17 protein-coding genes and 1 tRNA gene are annotated in these 19,066 nt (G+C 64.4%); 6 read left to right on the top strand and 12 right to left on the bottom strand.

Going from position 1 to position 19,066, the window contains the following annotated elements; translation table 11 throughout:
* Window positions 1-22: 22 nt before the first annotated feature.
* Window positions 23-562, top strand: coding sequence for a transcription elongation factor GreB (greB, locus tag IOC61_RS07975; RefSeq protein ID WP_195688318.1), 540 nt, complete (start codon window positions 23-25; stop codon window positions 560-562).
* Here greB and IOC61_RS07970 read toward each other — a convergent pair whose 3' ends face one another.
* Window positions 563-1,594 (bottom strand): methyltransferase, encoded by a 1,032-nt coding sequence (locus IOC61_RS07970; RefSeq protein ID WP_195688317.1) that lies wholly within the window; start codon window positions 1,592-1,594, stop codon window positions 563-565.
* Entirely contained in the window at window positions 1,594-2,460 is an 867-nt protein-coding gene (locus tag IOC61_RS07965; protein ID WP_195688316.1) for a methyltransferase domain-containing protein, read from the bottom strand. Before IOC61_RS07965 ends, IOC61_RS07970 begins: the two co-directional genes overlap by 1 nt.
* Before the next feature lie 163 nt (window positions 2,461-2,623).
* Between IOC61_RS07965 and IOC61_RS07960 the strand changes: the two genes are divergently transcribed.
* The 3 genes from IOC61_RS07960 (at window position 2,624) to IOC61_RS07950 (ending at window position 5,755) form a co-directional block, all read left to right on the top strand.
* A tRNA-Arg gene (locus IOC61_RS07960) sits at window positions 2,624-2,700 on the top strand.
* 343 nt (window positions 2,701-3,043) lie between these two features.
* Window positions 3,044-4,195 carry a DcaP family trimeric outer membrane transporter gene (locus IOC61_RS07955; RefSeq protein ID WP_324254704.1) on the top strand — a complete coding sequence of 384 codons (1,152 nt, stop codon included), beginning with the start codon at window positions 3,044-3,046 and terminating at the stop codon, window positions 4,193-4,195.
* A 387-nt stretch (window positions 4,196-4,582) separates the two neighbouring features.
* Window positions 4,583-5,755 (top strand): hypothetical protein, encoded by a 1,173-nt coding sequence (locus IOC61_RS07950; RefSeq protein WP_195688315.1) that lies wholly within the window; start codon window positions 4,583-4,585, stop codon window positions 5,753-5,755.
* Window positions 5,756-5,959: 204 nt separating this feature from the next.
* On the opposite strand, the gene IOC61_RS07945 is transcribed toward IOC61_RS07950, so the two are convergent.
* The 8 genes from IOC61_RS07945 to IOC61_RS07910 all read right to left on the bottom strand — a co-directional run bounded on the left by IOC61_RS07945 (window position 5,960) and on the right by IOC61_RS07910 (window position 14,264).
* On the bottom strand, window positions 5,960-7,003 hold the full coding sequence (locus IOC61_RS07945) for a hypothetical protein (protein WP_195688314.1): 1,044 nt from the start codon (window positions 7,001-7,003) through the stop codon (window positions 5,960-5,962).
* Window positions 7,004-7,108: 105 nt separating this feature from the next.
* Window positions 7,109-8,260 (bottom strand): porin, encoded by a 1,152-nt coding sequence (locus IOC61_RS07940; protein WP_324254703.1) that lies wholly within the window; start codon window positions 8,258-8,260, stop codon window positions 7,109-7,111.
* A gap of 403 nt (window positions 8,261-8,663) precedes the next feature.
* Complete coding sequence (locus tag IOC61_RS17635; protein ID WP_229332996.1) at window positions 8,664-9,920, bottom strand: ProQ/FINO family protein; 1,257 nt, start codon at window positions 9,918-9,920, stop codon at window positions 8,664-8,666.
* Between the two features lie 103 nt (window positions 9,921-10,023).
* Window positions 10,024-10,545 (bottom strand): dihydrofolate reductase, encoded by a 522-nt coding sequence (locus IOC61_RS07930; RefSeq protein ID WP_229332995.1) that lies wholly within the window; start codon window positions 10,543-10,545, stop codon window positions 10,024-10,026.
* Between the two features lie 32 nt (window positions 10,546-10,577).
* Window positions 10,578-11,351 (bottom strand): thymidylate synthase, encoded by a 774-nt coding sequence (locus IOC61_RS07925; RefSeq protein WP_229333050.1) that lies wholly within the window; start codon window positions 11,349-11,351, stop codon window positions 10,578-10,580.
* Window positions 11,352-11,568: 217 nt separating this feature from the next.
* Window positions 11,569-12,360, bottom strand: a complete 792-nt coding sequence (lgt, locus tag IOC61_RS07920) for a prolipoprotein diacylglyceryl transferase (protein ID WP_195688312.1) — start codon at window positions 12,358-12,360, stop codon at window positions 11,569-11,571.
* A 102-nt stretch (window positions 12,361-12,462) separates the two neighbouring features.
* Window positions 12,463-13,260 carry a sulfite exporter TauE/SafE family protein gene (locus IOC61_RS07915; protein ID WP_195688311.1) on the bottom strand — a complete coding sequence of 266 codons (798 nt, stop codon included), beginning with the start codon at window positions 13,258-13,260 and terminating at the stop codon, window positions 12,463-12,465.
* Window positions 13,257-14,264: a response regulator gene (locus IOC61_RS07910; RefSeq protein ID WP_195688310.1), complete on the bottom strand. Its 1,008-nt coding sequence runs from the start codon at window positions 14,262-14,264 to the stop codon at window positions 13,257-13,259. The genes IOC61_RS07915 and IOC61_RS07910 overlap by 4 nt, the downstream gene beginning before the upstream one ends.
* A 104-nt stretch (window positions 14,265-14,368) precedes the next feature.
* Here IOC61_RS07910 and IOC61_RS07905 point away from each other — a divergent pair, with 104 nt between their 5' ends.
* Complete coding sequence (locus IOC61_RS07905) at window positions 14,369-15,133, top strand: NRDE family protein (protein ID WP_195688309.1); 765 nt, start codon at window positions 14,369-14,371, stop codon at window positions 15,131-15,133.
* A gap of 160 nt (window positions 15,134-15,293) precedes the next feature.
* On the opposite strand, the gene ptsP is transcribed toward IOC61_RS07905, so the two are convergent.
* Together ptsP and IOC61_RS07895 are read right to left on the bottom strand one after the other, a co-directional pair.
* Window positions 15,294-17,552, bottom strand: coding sequence for a phosphoenolpyruvate--protein phosphotransferase (gene ptsP, locus IOC61_RS07900; protein WP_195688308.1), 2,259 nt, complete (start codon window positions 17,550-17,552; stop codon window positions 15,294-15,296).
* 87 nt (window positions 17,553-17,639) lie between these two features.
* Window positions 17,640-18,131 carry an RNA pyrophosphohydrolase gene (locus IOC61_RS07895; protein ID WP_299235954.1) on the bottom strand — a complete coding sequence of 164 codons (492 nt, stop codon included), beginning with the start codon at window positions 18,129-18,131 and terminating at the stop codon, window positions 17,640-17,642.
* 153 nt (window positions 18,132-18,284) lie between these two features.
* Here IOC61_RS07895 and IOC61_RS07890 point away from each other — a divergent pair, with 153 nt between their 5' ends.
* Entirely contained in the window at window positions 18,285-18,938 is a 654-nt protein-coding gene (locus IOC61_RS07890) for an HAD family hydrolase (protein ID WP_195688306.1), read from the top strand.
* Window positions 18,939-19,066 lie beyond the last annotated feature (128 nt).

The raw sequence follows: 19,066 nt of genomic DNA, 5'->3' as shown, positions 1-19,066 counted from the left end.
GCAATGAATCACGAGGTACCTTATGAAAGGCCGCAACATGACCCGTTGGCGCGACCCGGCCAAGGATCCACGTCAGGAACCCAAGAGCCACCTGATCACCGCCGAGGGCGCCGAGCGGCTGCGCGGCATCCTCGACCATCTCTCGCGGGTCAAGCGCCCCGCCCTCTCCACCAAGGTGGGCGAGGCGGCGGCCCTGGGCGACCGCTCGGAGAACGCCGACTATACGTACAACAAGAAGGAGCTGAACCGAGTCATCGCGCGCATTCGCTATCTGACCAAGCGGCTCGACGAGCTGACGGTGGTGGACCGGCTGCCGGCGGATACCGGCAAGGTCTACTTCGGCGCCTTCGTCACCCTGGAGGATGAAGAGGGCGAGGAAATACGCATCCGCATCGTCGGCCACGACGAGATCGCCCCCGACAAGCACTGGATCAGCGTCGACTCGCCGCTGGCCAAGGCGCTGCTCGGCAAGCCCCTGGACGAGGAGGTCACGGTGGCTGCCCCCGGTGGCGAGACCACCTATATCATCACCGAGATCGACTATCGCGACCCACAGGCCTGATCAGCGCTTGATGGCGCGATAGACCCGATAGCGACGATCGTCGGCGAGGATCTCGAAGCTGCCGAAGGCTCGCTCGAGCCGATCCGGATAGGGCAGGAAGGCGTTGGCCACGATGATCAAGGCACCGCCGGGGCGCAGGTGCGCCGGCGCCTCGCCGATCAGCCGCGCCGCGGGGCCATAATCGACGGCGCGCTCCTGATGAAACGGCGGGTTGCTGATGATGGCATCGAACTGACGCTCCGCCAGCGCCGAGTAGACGTCACTCTCCAGCACCTCGCCGGCCAGCTCATTGGTCGCCAGGCTGCGCCGGGTCGCCTCCACCGAGAAGGCGTTGACATCCACGGCACTGGCCCGCGCTCCCCGGCGTGCCAGCCAGGTGGCGAGGATACCGTCACCGCAGCCCATATCCAGAAGCTCGCGGCCCTCGAACGGCAGGGTGCCGGGCAGGGTCTCCAGCAGCAGCCGGGTGCCATCGTCGAGCTTGCCATGGCCGAATACTCCCGGGTGGCTGGCCAGGGTCAACGGCTCGCCCTCCAGACCGGCATCGAAGGTGGTCCAGGCCGCCGCCGGATCGATCTCCACGCGGCCGAGACGGCTCTCGAACAGCGAGCAGCGCCGCGCGCTGTCGAGCTTGCGGCAGCCCAACCCGAGGGCGGCCAACACCTTGAGTACCCGTTTGATGCCGCCCTGGTTCTCGCCCACCAGCTGTAGCGGCGTGCCCTCGGGCAGAGTCGCGCACAACCACAGCAGCCACCACTCGCCCAGGGCATGACTCTTGGGCCAGAACAGCACCACCCCGGCCGGGCCAAGCTCGTCATCAACAAGCTCGGGCGCAAAGGGCGAATGAGCGACCCCACCGACGGCCTGCCACGCCTCGCGCAGGCTCAGATCCGCACTGATCGCCACGCCCTGCCCTGCCTCCAGCCAGGCGTCCCGTGGCGGCGCCACCCACCACCAACCGCGGTAGTCGGCGGCCTGGCGCTCCAGCAGCTGGCAGACCGGATTCTCGGCGCGTGGTGTCTCGGCATGCATCACAGGGGCTCCTGGTTTTGTGAAGAAATTGTTGAAGAGGCCGGTGGAGTGGAAGAGCCGGGCCGCACCAGGGTATAGAGCAGATAGCGGCCCAACCGCCAGTGGGGGTCGACCCGGCAGTAGCGCCATTCGAGCTCGAGCAGCCGCTCGCGGTCGTCATCAGTCTGCGGGGGGCTGCGCAGATAGTCATGGAAGACTCGAATGCCCGCCACCTCGTGCACCTCCAGGCCCAGCTCAGCGCTCCAGGTCATGATCTGAGCATGTGTCAGCGGCGAGATCGGCGTCAGTCGACGACGCAGCCCCTTGCCCTCCAGGCGGTCATCCAGGGCCTTCTGCAGGTTACCCTTGACCACATTGGAGAAGCGCAGGGCATCGCGGTTGAAGACCATCAACGAGAGCTGCCCGCCCGGGGCCAGCAGGCCGGCCAGGGTGGCCAGTGCCGCCCGCGGGTCGCCCAGCCATTCGAGCACCGCATGGCAGGCGATCAGCGACCAGGGCCCGGGGGCCTGCTCGGGAAGCGCCTGCAGCGGCGCCGGAACGAAGGTGATCCCGCGCTCGGCTGATGTTTCCAGGAGCGTCTCACGAGCCCGTTCGAGCATCTCGGCGGAGGGCTCGGCCAGGGTGACCGGATGACCCCGCTCGGCAAACCAGCCGCTCAGCTGACCCAGGCCGCCGCCAACGTCGAGGAGCGGCTGGCCGCGCAGGCCGAGCATCTCCGGCAGCAGACGGTCGAGCAGCGCCAGGCGCAGCTCACCGCGCACGCCGCCATAGAGGCTCGCGGCAAACTTGTCGGCCAGGCCGTCGAAGTGTCGATCACCATGGATGGAGAGCGGAGACGATGGAGGCGGAGACGAAGGGACTGTCATGGAGCGACCTTGTACGAAGATGCCGGCATTCTACCCGCAAGCCGCCTCCGGCTCATATCCATAACACCTCGAATCGCTGCAATCCGAGACGGCATCTATCGACGATGACACCTTGCTGCCGGTTCCCCTCGGCGGCGCATTTCTCTATAATGCGCCGCGTGTTGCCCCCATAGCTCAGCTGGATAGAGCGTCCCCCTCCTAAGGGGAAGGTCTCAGGTTCGAATCCTGATGGGGGCGCCACTTCCTGCCTGCTACCTGTAGCATCTGACTGTTCTGGTCACTCCCGACTATTTATTAGCTGCCTATCAGAATGCCCCGCAGGGCACGACTGACCTCCTCGAACTGCTCCACTCGATCAAGAGACCCGTCGGGCCGCTGTGGTCGATGTCGGGATAGCCGCCGGCAAAGTTCCTACAACTTTAGTCGCCTTAAACCCCTATGGCGTTGTTATCAACGCTGCGTCTCGCTAACTTCGTCCTGACGTTTACGTCAGCTGCATGCCAATTTTCCCTATTGGCGTGCACCGCAGGAACAACACTATAAAGCCGGCCTTCACGGCCAAGTGATTCAAGGAACAACGCACGTGACCCAACACAATAAAGTGAAGCAGGCCTCGATCTTTACCGCCTCTGCCCTGGCACTGGCCGTAGCGAGCGCCTCCCACGCAGTGGATTTTGAAGTCGGCGATACCAAGGCCAGCGTCTACGGCTATGCCAAACTGGATATCATCTATGATGTGGATGCCGATATGGGCAACCTCATCACTCATAGCAAGATCAAGCTGGATGGCGAAGAGAGCCAGGACGGGCATTTCAATATGCACGCCTACCAGAGCCGCATCGGCTTCCAGACCACCACCCCGGTCTCCGGCAGCGACCTGGTCACCCGTATCGAGGGCGACTTCTACGGCAAAAACAACAACTTCCGCCTGCGTCACGCCTACGGCTCCTGGGACGGCATTCTGGCCGGCCAGACCTGGACCAACTTCTACGGCTTCGTGGCCGGCACGCCGTCCATCGACTTCCGCGGCCCCCCCGGAGTCGGCAACCAGGCGCGTCAGCCGCAGCTGCGTTATACCGCCGGCAACTTCTCGGCCTCCATCGAGGATCCGGATACTTTAGGTGGTTCAGAAAAGACCGAAAATAATGTTGTCCAGACCTCAGATGATGCCGCCAAGAGCGAGCTGCCCGATGTGATCGCCCGCTATACCGATGCCTCCGGCCCCTTCAAGTACTCTGCCTCCGCGGTACTGCGCCAGCTCGAGTATGATGCGGCAGAAGATGCTGGTGCCACAGTAAGCGATGACTCCGCCTTTGGCTGGGGTATCGCCCTGGAAGCCGCCATGAATGTATCCGAGGCCGTCACCCTGCGCGCCGGCGTTACCCACGGCGACGGCATCGGCGGCTATATGAACGTCAGCCCGCAGACGTCTCCGGCCTACCTGGCTGACAACGGAGACCTCGAAACCCTGGAGAGCACCGGGGGTACCATCGGCGCCAGCATCAAGGCAGGCCCGGGCGCCATCAACGCCTCCTATAACGTCGCCACCGTCGACCTCGACGATGAGGGCATCGATGGCACCGACACCCATGAAACCGCTTACCTGAACTATATCTGGTCGCCGGCCGAACGTATCCAATATGGCATCGAAGCCGCCTGGGCGAGCCGTGAGACCAAGGGTGGCGATGACGGTGACGCCACTCGTATCCAGGGCATGGTGATGTACAGCTTCTAACAAGCTGACCGATGGCGGGTCCGGCCCCGCCATGCTGGCAATAACACCCGACAATACAAGCAGAACGCTTCGATCCTTTCGCCCCGGCCACTGGCCGGGGCTTTTTGGTTTATCCGGCCCCTTCCCGCCGTAAGGATGATCCAGAGCAGGATATTAATTCTTTCTTAACCCGCTGTTTAAACGGAATTAACTGCTCATACCGGCAGAATCCTCAGATCCTTCTTCCCCTTGACTCATATCAAGCTTTTTCCGCTCCTTGCCAGTGGGCCCGGCGCGCCGGGGTGGTTAGCATGACAACCATCGGCGGCAAGCGGAATCATCAAGGAAACCCGCCCGCGTCGCCGAGCCGTTTCCGCCCACCGGGCGTCCCGCAAGAAGGAAAAGTCAATGACAGGTCCTATCGGCCTCAAACACGCCACGCTGCTCGCCGGCGGCACCCTGGCGCTGGCCATCGCCTCGGCCTCCCACGCTGTCGACTTCGAGGTGGGTGACACCACCGCCAGCGTCTACGGCTACGCCAAGCTGGACATGATCTACGACGTCGACAACGAGCTCGGCGATCTGGCCGCACGGCCGCGCATCCTGATCGACGGCCAGGAGGGCAGCGACGGCCATACCACCATGCACGCCTACCAGAGCCGCCTGGGCTTCAAGACCGCTACTCCCATGGGTGGCAGCAAGCTGACCACCATGGTCGAGGTGGACTGGTTCGATAACGCCCCGGAGAGTGGCGATCTGCGCCTGCGCCACGCCTTCGGCAGCTGGAATGGCATCACGGCAGGCAAGACCTGGACCAACTTCGGCAGCCTGCTGGGCAAGACCCCGACCATCGACCTGGCGCCCCAGCCGGGACAGAGCAAGGTGGGTCGCAAGGCGCAGCTGCGCTACTCCTGGGCCAACTGGCATATCGCCCTGGAGAATCCGGATCCGGAAGACTACCGGGACGGGGTTGCAGCCAACTTCAATCCCAAGCGTGGGGTCTACATCGAACATAAAGATGCCAAGACCGGCCTGCCCGATCTAACCCTGCGCTATCAGAACCAGGCCGCCGGCCTGCACTACTCCGCCGCCGCCATGGTCCGTCAGCTTGAGGTCGATGGTGAAGGCATGGATGACACCGCCGCCGGCTATGGCCTCAACCTGGCGGCCCGCTATCCGGCAAGCGACACCCTGACCCTGCGCGGCGCGCTGACCTGGGGCGACGGCATCGGCGAATATATGCAGAACAACCCTTCGGCTCCGGGCTACTGGAATGGGAGCAATATCGAGACCATCGAGGCCTGGGGAGCCAACATCGGCATGAGCCTGACCGCCGGCCCGGGTGCCATCAACCTGGGATACGGTATCTCCCAGGCGGACCTGGATGATGCCCGCGACGCCGGCATCGCCGGGGTGGAGGGCGCCAACGAGCAGTTCGCGGCGGTGCATCTGAACTATATCTGGTCGCCGATCCAGCATGTCAGCTACGGCATCGAGGCGGCCTACCATACCCGCGAGGTGGTCGACGGCCGCGACGGCGACGCGCTGCGCCTGCAGGGCATGGTCAAGTACAGTTTCTAGACCCGCCGATAACGGTACGCTGGCGGCACATGTTAAACAGGCGTCACGACGGAGCCCTGAGGGTGGAATTCAAATCGCCGATATAACGAGCTACAGGTGGGGGAGCATAGGTTAGGTTAGACAGCAACATCCCCGGCCAGTCTAGCCGGGGATGTTGCGTGCACTCACTCGGGAAACAAAGATGAGCGGCAGCTTATGCCGGTCTCAGCGGCGATCCAGCTGTCGCACCTCAAGCTCATAGTTGTTAACGCCGCTCATCGCCGAGCCGAACTTCTGCCCTTTAACGCGAATGGTGTAGCGACCCGGCTGCAGTTCGGTGCGCAGATCGATGTCGCCATCGAAGCCCTCGCCGGCGTCGCTTGCCACCACGCGCCCTTGCTCATCCACCACCTCGGCCTCGATGCGGTAGGTACCCTCGTTGCCGGGGAAGGTGGAGGTGGCGATGGCCACGGTGCCCGCTTCCAGCACCTCGAAGCTCAGCACCTCGCCGCGGGCGCGGATCTTAACGTCGGTGACGACCCGCTCGAAGCCCTTGGCCGGCTCGGCCGCCGCGGTGGCGCCAGTCTCTGCCTGGCTGTCGGCCGATGCGGCCGCCGGCGTGGTAGGTGCAGAAGACTCAGCTGTCGAAGGCTGAGCCTGCGCGCGGGCAGGCTGCGACGCCTCGGCAGACTCGCTGGCCACAGGCGCGGCAATCGGGGCCACCACGTCGGAGCGCCGCACGAAGGCGTTGCGCCCTCCCTCACGACTGGTGCCGGTGAAGGCGATCCCGTCGCCGGCCGAAACGCCTTCGTCGACGTCCACGCCCGCGACACTCACCGAGAAGCTGTTGCCGCCGCGGCGCACCGTGCCGAACTTGTTGCCCTGCACCTGCAGGACATAGTCCCCGGGCTCCAGGCGCTGCTCGAAGCTCAGGCCACCATTCTGGCCAAGCGCCTCACTGCGAGCCAGGACGTTCCCCTCCCTGTCCAACAGCAGCGCCTCGATGCGGTACTCCTCGGACTCCCCGGCCGGCACCCGGCTTTCGAAACGATAGGTGCCGACTTCCTTGACGGTGAAGTCGTGCTCCTGCACGCCGCCGTAAAAGAAGCTGCGGCTGCGGGCGTCATTATCTGCCTGCAGAAAGCCGGTCAGGTCGAGCTGCTTGCCGGATTCGCGGAAGCGCTCCTGCATCTCACTGGCCAGTGCCTGGGAGCCGGCCAGGGCGAGCCCCAGGCTTAGCAGGCCGGCGGTCACGATAGGCTTGTTCATGGAACCTCGCTTGGTCATGCCGGTAATAAAAAAAGCCGACCCCGGAGGATCGGCTTTCGATGTCGAAACCCATCGGGGCAGGGTCAGGCCCTGCGACCGAGTGGATTAGAACAGGTAGACGGCACCCACGGCAACGCCATCTTTTTCGTCGTCTTTACGGTCGTACCAAGCACCCTCGATAAAGGTGTACATGGCGTCGGAAACGTTGTAAGTGGCACCGATCACAACTTCGTTATAGCTCTCATCTTCACGCTCGTTGGGCCAGTCACCGCTGGTGAAGGCGTCATCGGCGGTATCGAGGAAGTTGTCGCCACCCACGTCGACGTACTGGTAGGCACCGTAGATATCGCCCATGCCGTAGCCGTAGCGGGCACCCAGGCCGTAGTAGTTAGTGTCGGCCAGCAGATCGTTATCGGACTCGAAGCGCTCCAGCTTCAGAGCGAGACGCAGGGTGTCAACGGTGTACTGAGCAGTGATGCCATACTGCTCACCCGCATCGAAGTCACCGCCGATTGTGTTGCCGTCAGCATCCGTACCAGTGAAGGTACCGTCGTTGTTGTCCAGATTGTCATAGACAGCCGCGATAGAGAAGGCGCCGGCAGTATACTTTACGCCACCGAAGAACGAGGCATTACTGTCACCATCTTGAGTGACTGTTGCAGTGCCTCCGGTAGAGGGATCAATGGTTGCAGTACCAGCACCCTCAGCATCACCCTCGTACTGGGTGCCAACGGCGAACTGGAAGCCATTCAGCGACGGAGACATATAGCTCAGCTTGTCACCTTCGCGAGTATTCTCGGTACCAACGATACGGCTATTGGAGTCGGAAACGTCGAAGAACTCGTTATTGGTGATCGGATCCTGGATCCAGTCATCGACCAGCGGATCCCAGGAACCCAGGCGAACATCACCGAAGTTGCCCTTCAGACCCATATAGGCCTGATCGCCACTATTCAGACCACCAACATCCTTGGCTTCGTCAGCATCGCCTTCGAACTCGTACTTGAAGTAGCCGGTCAGGCCACGACTGATCACATGCTCACCAGAGAAACCCAGGGTGGAGCCGTTATCGAAGACTTCGTCTTCGGCATCGACGGAGCCATCGTTTTGAGCGGTCTCGATTGACTTGTAAGCAATCTGAAGATTGCCGTACAGGTCCAGCTTAGTGCCGTCCTGGTTGTAAACGGTGGCGGCCTGGGCGCCGGTGGCAACCATGGCGCCGGCAATAGCAGTCGCTAACAGTGTCTTCTTCATCATGATGATGTTCCTTTGACTAGCAGTCTGTTTCGATCGTTTGTTGCCGACCGCTCTCAGGCGATTCGGCAGGCCCGGCCGGTCTGCGCCGGCTCGTCTCGGCTAACCTTCTTCGCGAAGGGTGCCGGTGCGAGCCTCACTTCGGCAAGGCCTTAGTTATATTCCAATGCTCGCAGGAGCAACCTTATACCGGGTCATGAGGGAACGCAAGAAGAAAAAAACACTGTTTTCCTATTTCTTGCCCTCCCAACACGGAACTTTCCTGCAACTACGTAAACACGCGCCTCACGGCGGTTGCTGCATGATGCCTTGCCGATATGACGAACACAAGTCAACGGCTACCAACGCGACATACCGTTGGCACCTAGAGACAGATTAACAACAAAATCAGAGATTTAAGAAGACCTCAGCGACCATTATGCTTGGCCAACAGGGCCGAGAGTTTCTCTTCCATGGTGGCCGGCGCTGCCGCGGAGCCCGACTCGTGAGACGCCGAATCGGGAACATCGGCACGCCCTTTCGGTGTGCCACCCTGTTCTGGGCCCTTGCTCCCAGCCTTTGGCCTAACCTTCGCCTGGGTGGAACCCTTGGCTGACTTGCCAGGGCCCTGATGCTGCCGATTCTGGTGGTTGCGCCCTTTTCCGCTCCGCTTGTCACCCTGCAGATGGTCGAGCTTGCGGTGAGCGTAATTGGCGGCCTGGGCATCTACCTTTCCGGCGGGCTGACCGTCGAGATCGATGCGTTCGGCGCCTTCGCGCATCGCCTTGAGATAACGCGGCAGGTTGACGTAGCAGGCCAGGGCGCGACGCACCAGCTTTTCGGGCCAGGGCTCACGACTGGCCAGTACCTCGTGGATACCGACCATCAAGGGGCGGGTATGCCCCTTGAAGAAGGCGGCGGGATAGCGCACATACCACTCGCCGAGCAGGGCCTGGGGAGATGGCGGCTCGCTTGCCTCCTGAGGGCTGGAAGCCTCGGAGGGTGATGAGACTTCTTCGTTTCGCTCGATAACTCGGGCTCCGACGGGCCTGGCAGCGTCAGCCACACCCGCCTCGCAGGAGCCGGTTGTATCCGCGGCTCGACTCATCGGCGATTGCAGTGTTTCCGATACGGCCGCCTGGTAGGAGCCGGATTTATCCGGCGATTGCGGTGTTTCTGATACGTCTGCCTGATAGGAGCCGGATGTATCCGCGGCCCTGCTCACCGGAGATGCAGGAGTGGAGGAGTCGGCTGACGCCGGGCGGTGGCCGATCAATGCGGAGAGGCCCTGGGAGCGGCGCCCGGGGCGAAAGCCACCCTCGGCGGGCTGGCCGCTGGTAAGGCGTTCATGGAGATGGCGGTTATGGGCCTCCAGCTCGCTGTTCTGCTCGTCGAGCTCGCGGCACTCCTCTTCCAGCTCACGGCACTGCTCCTCAAGCTTGCGACGGCCTTCCTCCAGCGTGCCCTTCGCCTCCTCCAGTTCACGATGCGCTTCGGCGAGTTCACGGTGGGCGGCTTGTGCCTCTGCCAGGCGACGCTCCAGTTCGCCGAGCCGCTGGGCCAGCTCGCCCTGCACACTTTCGGCGTGGCGGCGCGCCCCGCGCTCATGGGCCAGGCGCTCCAGCAGCGATCGGGTGCGCCCATCCAGGGCGTCCAGCAGCGAATGTACGCGTTGCTCGGCCAAACCGTTCTCCTCCCACAGGCTCTGTGATACAGGCAGTGCCATCAAGTCTGTGCCAGATGCGCGCCCATGACAAATGTCTTCAAGCACCGACATTTTCCCGGCGCTACTCTTCGCGACGGCGGTACTCCACGAAATCGTAGGCGGGCTGGCCCTCGGCGGGGCTACCGACCACCCGTTGGACCTCAACCCACTCGGCGGGGTCGATCTCGGGGAAGCGGGCGTCGCCCTCCACCTCGACATTCACCTCCGTGAGGTAGAGGCGGCTGGCGTAGGGCAGCGCCTGGGCATAGATCTCGGCGCCCCCCATCACCATGATCTCCTCCACCCCGTCGATGGTCGCCTGCTGGTCGGCCAGGGTCAGCGCCGAGGCGATATCGTGGCAGACCCGGATACCGTCATGCTGAAAGCTCTGGTCGCGGGTCACCACGATATTCAGACGTCCGGGCAGCGGCCGGCCGATGGAGTCGAAGGTCTTGCGTCCCATCACCAGCGGCTTGGCCTGGGTCATGCGCTTGAAGAACTTGAGGTCCTCGGGCAGGTACCAGGGTAGCGCGTTGTCGACCCCGATCACCCGGTTGCGATCCATGGCGGCGATCATGGCGATGGGCACCAGGGTGTCATCCATAAGAAGCTCATTGCTCACTGGCTCGGCCTGACTCATACGGCGACCTCCGCCTTGATATGCGGGTGAGGGTCGTAGCCCTCGATGGCGATATGCTCGATGCCAAAATCGAAGAGATCCTTGACGCCTGGGTCGAGCACCAGACGGGGCGCCGGGCGCGGCGCGCGCGACAGCTGCTCCTCGGCTTGCTCCAGATGATTGAGATAGAGGTGAGCGTCGCCCAGGGTGTGGATAAACTCGCCGGGCGCCAGCCCCGCCACCTGGGCGATCATCTGGGTCAGCAGCGCATAGCTGGCGATATTGAAGGGCACGCCCAGGAAGATATCGGCGCTACGCTGGTAGAGCTGGCAGGAGAGCCGCCCCTCGGCCACGTAGAACTGGAACAGGCAGTGGCAAGGGGGCAGCTGCATCTCGTCGACCTGGGCGGGGTTCCAGGCGGAGACGATCAGGCGCCGCGAACGGGGATTGACCCGCAACTGCTCGAGCAGACCCGCGATCTGATCGACGTGGCCACCGCGCGGATCGGGCCAGCTGCGCCACTGATAGCCATAGATCGGCCCCAGGTCGCCGTTGGCATCGGCCCACTCGTCCCAGATACGAACGCCATGTTCCTTGAGGTAGCCGATATTGGTGTCGCCGGCCAGGAACCACAGCAGCTCGTGAAAGATCGAGCGGGTGTGGAGCTTCTTGGTGGTCAGCAGCGGAAAGCCGCGGGCCAGGTCGAAGCGCATCTGGTGGCCGAAGAGCGAACGGGTCCCTACCCCGGTGCGATCGTCGCGCTCCACACCATGGTCGAGCACCTGACGCATCAGGTCGAGATAGGGCTGCTCAAGAGCGGGCTGTTCGAAGGCGGGCTGAGTATCGTCGGTCACGGTATCGTCGGGGCGGGTGGCTGGAAGGCGGATTCTACACGTCCAGGGGTGACGATGGCAGGCCCCGCATCGCACGATAAATCGCGCTCCTACGAGATCGGTGGCCCCACATCTCAGCGATGGGAGGCCGGATATCACGCGATAAATCGCGCTCCTACGCCACCTTGGCATCCACCGGTTGGCGGCGCGACCAGGCGATCAGTGCCACTCCCGCGGCGATCATCGGCAGCGTCAACAGCATGCCCATGGTGAACCAGCCGAAGGCCAGGTAGCCGATATGGGCATCCGGCAGGCGGTAGAACTCCACCAGGAAGCGGAAGGCGCCATAGAGCACCAGGAAGAGCCCCGAGGCCAGGCCGCGGCGGCGCGGTGTGGCGGTGACGAGCCACAGCACGATAAACAGGACCGCCCCTTCGAGGGCCGCTTCATAAAGCGACGAAGGGTGGCGCGGCTCGGGCCCGAGGCCAGGGAACGGCATGCCCCAGGGCATCTCGGTCACCCTGCCAGGAAGCTCGCGATTGATGAAGTTGCCGATGCGCCCTGCCCCCAGACCGATGGGCACCAGCGGGGCCACGAAATCGGTAAGGGTGAAGAACGCCAGCCGCTTCTTCCTGGCAAACCACCACATGGCCACCAACACACCGAGCAGGCCGCCATGGAAACTCATGCCGCCATCCCACACCCGCACGATCCACAATGGATCGGCCAGCCACTGGTCGAGGCCGTAGAAGAGCGCATAGCCCAGTCGGCCGCCCAGCACGACCCCCAGGGCGGCGTAGAAGATCAGGTCTCCGATATCGTCCTGGTTCAGGCCGATTCGCGCGGCGCGGTGGCGCCCCAGGAGCCAGGCGGCGACAAAGCCCACCACATACATCAGGCCATACCAGTGCACCTGGAAGGGGCCAAGGGAGATCGCCACGGGATCGATATCAGGGTAGGAAAGCATGGAAATCCTTAAACGCTGGAAGCCGTAAGCCAAGATATAAACACCAAGCCTAGCGGCAAGAGGTTTTCTTAGAGCTTATAGCTTTTAACTTACAGCTTAAAGCTATAACACGAAGGTCAGGCCGACCGAGGCCAGCAGGGCAGCGAAGGCCAGGCGCAGTACACGAGCGGGCAAACGGTGGGCCAGCAGCACACCGAGGCGGGCGCAGGGCACGCTGGCGAGCACGATGCCCAGCAACGCCGGCCACATCACGAAGCCGGTAGCCCCGGCGGGAAGCAGGGCATTGCCCCAGCCGAGCACCGCAAAGGTAGCCGCGCCAAACAGGGCAATCGGAATGCCGCAGGCGGCCGAGGTGCCCACGGCCTGGGTCAGCGGTGCACCACAGCGCGTCAGCCAGGGCACGCAGAGGGTGCCGCCGCCGATGCCGAACAGTGCCGAGATACCACCGATCACCCCACCGGCGGCGGCCATGATCGCCCGTCCCGGTGCCGCGCTGCCGGGGCGGGGGCCGCGCGAGAGGGCCATGCGCACCGCCATCACCAGCACGAATACCCCGAACAGGGTGCCCAGGCTCCCCGCGGAGAGGCCATCGGCGACGAATACGCCGGCAATGGCTCCCAGCAGCAGCCCGGGCAGCAGGGCCAGAAACCACTGCCGGTGGATGCTGCCGCGATGGTAATGACTCCAGGCCGAGGAGGCGCCGGTCACCACGATGGTGGCAAGCGAGGTGCCCACCGCCAGGTGCATGGTGACCTCCGGGGCCACCCCCTGAACACCGAACGCCACGACCAGGGCCGGCACGATGATCAGCCCTCCCCCGACCCCGAACAGCCCGGCCAGGGTCCCGGCGACGGCGCCCAGCGCCAGGTAGCCGACGAAGACCAGCAATAATGTGCTCATGCCTCTGGCTCCGCGAGGTGCTCGGGCAGCCAGCGGGTGACCCGCTCGACCAGCTCCTGGGGGCGATAGGGCTTGGCTAGAACGTCATCCAGTCCCGCCTCGATGAAACGCCGGCGATCATCGTCGCTAACGTTGGCGGTCAGCGCGACCAGCACGCTGCCACTTGCCACGTGTCCGATTCGCTCCTGCTCACGCCAGCGGCGGCTCGTCTCCATGCCGTCCATGCCCTCCATAAAGATATCCATCAGCACCAGGTCGAAGTGTTCCTGCGCCTGACACGCCAGGGCCTCGCTCCCCGAGGTGACCGCGGTGACCCTGAGCCCTTCGCGCTCCAGCACCTGCTGAGCCAGCATCAGGTTGACCGGGCCGTCGTCGACGATCAACACCCGCCCCTGTCGAGCGGTCGGCCGCGTCGAGGACGAACCGCCCTCCCCGACCAAACCTTCGAGCAGCTCATTCATTCCGGCAAGACGCTCGCGTAGCTCATCGACCATGGAGGCATCGGCATCAGGGTTTGATGCATGCTCGCTGGCGAGTTCGTCGAGCCTCAGGCGCAGACGCCGCAGCTCGCGCCCCATCAGGCTCAGATAGTCGGATTTCAGCCGCGACGACTCGCGAGTCCGTTCACGCCCCGCCATCAGCCGGGAAAGCCTCTGCTTGCGGTGGGCGAGATCATCCTGGAGATCACGTACCTGGCGGCGAAGCCGTGCCTCCGTCGCCGTGGGCTCGGCAACGGTGTCCGGCTTCACGGCGTGTGCATCTGGCCGCTTGGCTAGCGGTTCGTCCGGGGCTTTCAGCTGACCCCGAGCCCAACGACACGGCTGCAGCACCACCAGTAGCAGATTGAAGCTCGACCCCAGCAGCAGGGCCATCAGCCAGGTCGAGGCTCCACCGCCGGCATACAGCAGAAGGAGTATACCGACGACCAGCAGGGCCAGCTGGAGCAGTAGCGCCGCCATGATAAGGGGTGAAGGGCGCCAAGCGCCGCGTGCCTCGTCTCGCATGCGTCCTGTTTGCCGTTATCGGGGTGGGGGCTGAGTGTACGCCGGCCCGTGGCCGCTGTCATCGCGGGGTTCCCCGCCCGGTGCCGAGCCGCTAAGCTGGCCGCATGTGCCTGATTGCCTTCGACCATCGCCCGGGCGACGCCTGGCCACTGCGCCTGGTCGCCAACCGCGATGAATTCCACGCCCGCCCCGCCGCCCCGCTGGCCGTCTGGGACGACGCCCCCGATATTGTCGGCGGACGCGACCTGGAAGCCGGCGGCACCTGGCTGGCGGTTCACCGCCGAGGGCGCTTCGCCGCGGTCACCAATGTGCGCGACCCGCGCCTGAGAGTGCCCGACGGTGCGCCGAGTCGCGGCGGCCTGGTCCATGACGCCTTGACCCAGCCCGAGCTCGGCGACTGGCTGGCACACCTGGAGCGTGGCGAGGCGCTGCGCTATGCCGGCTTCAATCTGCTGGCCGGCGATGGCAAACGATTGTGGCACCTGCACCGCGGTTTCGAAGGGGCCTGGCTGCGCGAGGTCCCGCCCGGCCTCCACGGCCTCTCCAATGCCGCCCTTAACACCCCCTGGCCGAAGTTGATCGAGGCCCGCCGGGGGCTCGGCCACGCCCTTCGGCATGGGCGCTGGCCCGATGATGCCCTGGCGGCGATGGCCGACTCGCGCCCCGCCGATGACCACAACCTGCCGGATACCGGCGTGGGGCTCGAGCTGGAGCGCACCCTCTCCTCGCCCTTTATCATCGGCGACACCTATGGCACCCGCGCCACGACCTGGCTGAACTGGCACGCCAGCGGCCGCATGGAGATCGGTGAGAAACGCTTCGGGCCAGGGGGCAAAGCCGAGGGCGAGACCTTTTTGATCGCGCGATAAATCGCGCTCCTACGAGGCCGGGGGCATACCAACTTGCAGGAGCCCGAATTATCGGGCGATCGGTGGGCCATCACGTGATACATCGCGCGCCTACCAGACAGGAGGCCATACCACGAGGCCGGAGGCATACCACCCTGTAGGAGCCCGATTTATCGGGCGATCAATCCCGCGGCGGCATCAGGTGGGCGAGCTCCCATTCGCCAATGCGTTGATTGAGATGGCGGCGCACCTCGTCGGGGCTATCGAGGCGCAGGGTCTGGTCGACCAGCTCCCGAGCATCCTTGAGCGGTACCCGACGGATGGCGGCGCGTACCCGCGGCAGACTGGGGGCGTTCATGGAGAGTGCGCCGAAGCCCATGCCCATCAACAGGATCGCACCGGCAGGGTCACCGGCCAGCTCACCGCACACCGAGACCGGCATCTCGAGCCGGCGCGACTCGCTGGCCAGCAGGGCCATGGCGGAGAGCACCGCGGGATGGCAGGCGTCATAGAGGTCGGCGACCCGCGGGTTGTTGCGATCCACCGCCAGCAGGTACTGGGTCAGGTCATTGCTGCCGACCGAGAAGAAATCGGCCCGCGCGGCCAGGGCATCGAGCTGGTAGAGCGTGGCCGGCACCTCGATCATCACCCCCACCCTGGGCTGCGGCACCACCACACCCTCCTCGCTCAACTCGACGATGGCGCGTTTGATCAAACGCTGGGCGGTGTCGACCTCGTCGACATTGGTGATCATGGGCAGCAGTATCTGCAGGTTGTCGAGCCCCTGGGAGGCACGCAACATGGCGCGCAGCTGGACCATCAGCACCTCGGGGTGATCGAGGGTGACGCGGATTCCCCGCCAGCCGAGGAAGGGGTTGGCCTCCTCGATGGGAAAGTAGGGCAGGTCCTTGTCGCCACCGATATCCAGGGTGCGCATGACCACCGGCAGGGGGGCAAAGCTCTCGAGCTGGTCACGATAGAGGCGGGTCTGCTCCTGCTCGCCGGGGAAGCGTTCGGTGACCATGAAGGGCACCTCGGTGCGGTAGAGCCCCACCCCGCTGATACGCGGCTTGAGCGAGGCCACCGCGTCCACCGCCAGGCCGGTGTTGACCATCAACGGCATGGCGTGGCCATCCGGGGTGCAGCTGGGCAGGTGCTGCTCGTGCTCGAGCACCTCGGCCAACGCCGCCTCCTCGCTGATCATGCCCTCGTAGTGGGTCAGCAGGTCGGCACCGGGACGCATGTATAACCGCCCACGGTGGCCATCGAGGATCAGCTGCTCGCCGGAGAGCCTCGGCAGCGGCAGGTCGACCATGCCCAGCACCGTGGGAATGCCCATGGCACGCGCCAGAATCGCCACATGCGAGGTGCTCGAACCGCGCACCGAGACCAGGCCGACCAGCTTGTCGCGCGGCACCTCACCGAGCAGCGCCGCGCTCAGCTCGTCACCCACCAGGATGGTGCGCTCGGGGTAGATCCGGGGAGTCTGGGGGGTCTCCTCCTGCAGGTGGGCCAGCACCCGACGCCCCAGGTCGCGCACATCCGCCGAACGCTCACGCAGATAGTCATCATCGACGCGTTCCAGGTACTGCACATGGCGTTTGACCACATCGGCCAGGGCGCCCGGGGCCCACTGTCCCTCGCGGATGCGCTTCTCCACCTCCTGGGAGAGCGCCGTCTCGCTGAGCATCTGCTGGTAGACCTCGAACAGCGCCAGCTCCTGGGCCGAGATGCGGCTGGCCAGGCGGGCGCCGGCGGCGCGGATCTCCTCGCGCACGCGATCTATCGCCTCATTGAGGCGGGCGATCTCGTATTCGGCGTCGGTCGGGATCAGGTCGGGCACGCTGTCGAGGTCGGCGGGGGCGGCGATCACCACCGCCTCGCCGATCGCCATGCCCGGCGAGGCGGCCACGCCCTTGAACTGCACCTGCCCCTGCAGGCCAGGCCGGGTCAGGTTGCCGGTGACCAGGGCATGGGCCAGCACGCCACCCAGTTGAGCGGCCATGGTCACCAGAAACGCCTCGTCCTCCTCGCCGTAGCGGCGTTTCTCGGCCTGCTGTACCACCAGCACGCCGAGCATGCGGCGCTGGTGGATGATGGGCACGCCGAGGAAACTGGAGTAGCGCTCCTCGCCGGTGGATTCGAAGTAGCGAAATTGTGGATGCGCCTGGGCGTCCTCGAGATTGAGCGGCTCCTCCCGCATGGCCACCAGCCCCACCAGGCCCTCGCCGACGGGCAGGCTCACCTGCCCCACCGCCTGGCTGCGCAGGCCGATGGTCTCCATCAGCACCAGGCGATCTATCTCTTCATCGAAGAGATAGAAGGAGCAGACATCGGTCTGCATCGCCTTGCGAATGCGCCGCACCATGGTAGAGAGCGCCGCCTCCAGGCTGCGGGCCCCGTTGACTTCCTGGATGATGCGGCGCAAGACCTCGAGCATGTCGAGTGGGTATCCCTGTTGTTGGTTAGCGCTGTCGTATCGCGCTGTTATCGTGTGTTGCGGTCGGGGCTCAGCCCTCCAGGTGGACTAACCATGGCCCAGCGCCAGGCGTTGGGCCCGCGGCGAAAGCTCCTTCAGGGCACGGCGGTACACCTCTCGCTTGAAGGGCACCACCTGGGCCAGCGGGTGCCAGTAGCTGACCCAGCGCCAGCCGTCGAACTCCGGCTTCTCGGAGAGATCCATGCAGATCTGGCTCTCCTGACAGCGGATCCGGAGCAGGAACCACTTCTGTTTCTGGCCGATACACACCGGCCTGGAATGCGTGCGAATCATGCGTCGCGGCAGGCGATAACGTAGCCAACCCCGGGTGCAGGCAAGAATCTCGACGTCTTCGGCCGTCAGGCCGATCTCCTCGTGGAGCTCTCGAAATAGCGCCTGTTTGGGTGTCTCGTCAGACTTGATGCCTCCCTGGGGGAACTGCCACGCATTCTGCCCTACACGACGCGCCCAAAGCAGCTGCCCCTGGTCGTTGGCGATGATGATGCCAACGTTGGGGCGAAAGCCGTCAGCGTCGATCACGGACTTCACCTTGTTGAAACCAGTATTGCAGCCATTCTTCCACAAGGCCGTGAAGCGCATCAATACGCCTTCCGCCGCAAGATGCAGCGAAACACGGCATCTGCCATAATCGCCGGCTTTCCCCCATCCCGTCAGCAACCCTGGAGAGTCTCTGTGAGTCTGGCCATCTTCGACCTGGACAACACTCTGCTGTCGATCGACAGCGATCATGCCTGGGGCGAGTTCCTGCTCGAGCAGGGCGCCGTCGACCCAGTGGCCTACCGCGAGGCCAACGACCGCTTCATGGCCGATTACGAGGCCGGCACCCTGGATATCCAGGCGTTTCTCGAGGTGGCGCTCAGGCCCCTGGCCGAGAACAGCCCGGAGCAGCTCGCCGCCTGGCATCAGCAGTTCATGGCCAGCAAGATCGAGCCGAACATCCTGCCCAAGGGGGAGGAGCTGCTGGCCCGCCACCGCTCCAGGGGCGACACCCTGCTGATCATCACCGCCACCAACCGCTTTATCACCGGCCCCATCGCCGAGCGCCTGGGGGTCGATGACCTGATCGCGGTGGAGCCCGAGATCCTCGACGGGCACTACACCGGCAAGGTGAGCGGCACCCCAAGCTACCGCGAGGGCAAGGTAAAGCGTCTGGATGAGTGGCTGAGCGACAAGGACCTGACCCTCGACGAGGCCTGGTTCTACAGCGACTCTCACAATGACCTGCCGCTGCTGGAGGTCGTCGAGTACCCGGTGGCCGTCGACCCCGACGACACCCTGCGCGAGGCCGCCGAGACCCGCGGCTGGCGGATCATGAGCCTGCGCTGATCCGGCTGCGCCGGATCAGACGTAGGAGCCGGATTTATCGGTGGCCCGGCATACCGGCGATTGAAACCATCACGCGATAAATCGAGCTCCTGCGTGGAGACGTCAGAAACCACAAAGCCCCGCCAGGA

This window comes from Halomonas sp. KAO (genome assembly GCF_015595025.1).
Taxonomy (GTDB): domain Bacteria; phylum Pseudomonadota; class Gammaproteobacteria; order Pseudomonadales; family Halomonadaceae; genus Halomonas.
This window is presented reverse-complemented; position numbering and strand designations above follow the sequence as displayed.

Coding starts and splice junctions, on each gene's coding strand:
- IOC61_RS07940 (WP_324254703.1), bottom strand. CDS start 8,260: ATGATGAAGAAGACACTGTTAGCGACTGCTATTGCCGGCGCCATGGTT.
- IOC61_RS07970 (WP_195688317.1), bottom strand. CDS start 1,594: ATGCATGCCGAGACACCACGCGCCGAGAATCCGGTCTGCCAGCTGCTG.
- IOC61_RS07905 (WP_195688309.1), top strand. CDS start 14,369: ATGTGCCTGATTGCCTTCGACCATCGCCCGGGCGACGCCTGGCCACTG.
- IOC61_RS07965 (WP_195688316.1), bottom strand. CDS start 2,460: ATGACAGTCCCTTCGTCTCCGCCTCCATCGTCTCCGCTCTCCATCCAT.
- IOC61_RS07930 (WP_229332995.1), bottom strand. CDS start 10,545: ATGGATGACACCCTGGTGCCCATCGCCATGATCGCCGCCATGGATCGC.
- ptsP (WP_195688308.1), bottom strand. CDS start 17,552: ATGCTCGAGGTCTTGCGCCGCATCATCCAGGAAGTCAACGGGGCCCGC.
- IOC61_RS07910 (WP_195688310.1), bottom strand. CDS start 14,264: ATGCGAGACGAGGCACGCGGCGCTTGGCGCCCTTCACCCCTTATCATG.
- IOC61_RS07915 (WP_195688311.1), bottom strand. CDS start 13,260: ATGAGCACATTATTGCTGGTCTTCGTCGGCTACCTGGCGCTGGGCGCC.
- IOC61_RS07950 (WP_195688315.1), top strand. CDS start 4,583: ATGACAGGTCCTATCGGCCTCAAACACGCCACGCTGCTCGCCGGCGGC.
- lgt (WP_195688312.1), bottom strand. CDS start 12,360: ATGCTTTCCTACCCTGATATCGATCCCGTGGCGATCTCCCTTGGCCCC.
- IOC61_RS07945 (WP_195688314.1), bottom strand. CDS start 7,003: ATGAACAAGCCTATCGTGACCGCCGGCCTGCTAAGCCTGGGGCTCGCC.
- IOC61_RS07925 (WP_229333050.1), bottom strand. CDS start 11,351: ATGCGTCAGGTGCTCGACCATGGTGTGGAGCGCGACGATCGCACCGGG.
- greB (WP_195688318.1), top strand. CDS start 23: ATGAAAGGCCGCAACATGACCCGTTGGCGCGACCCGGCCAAGGATCCA.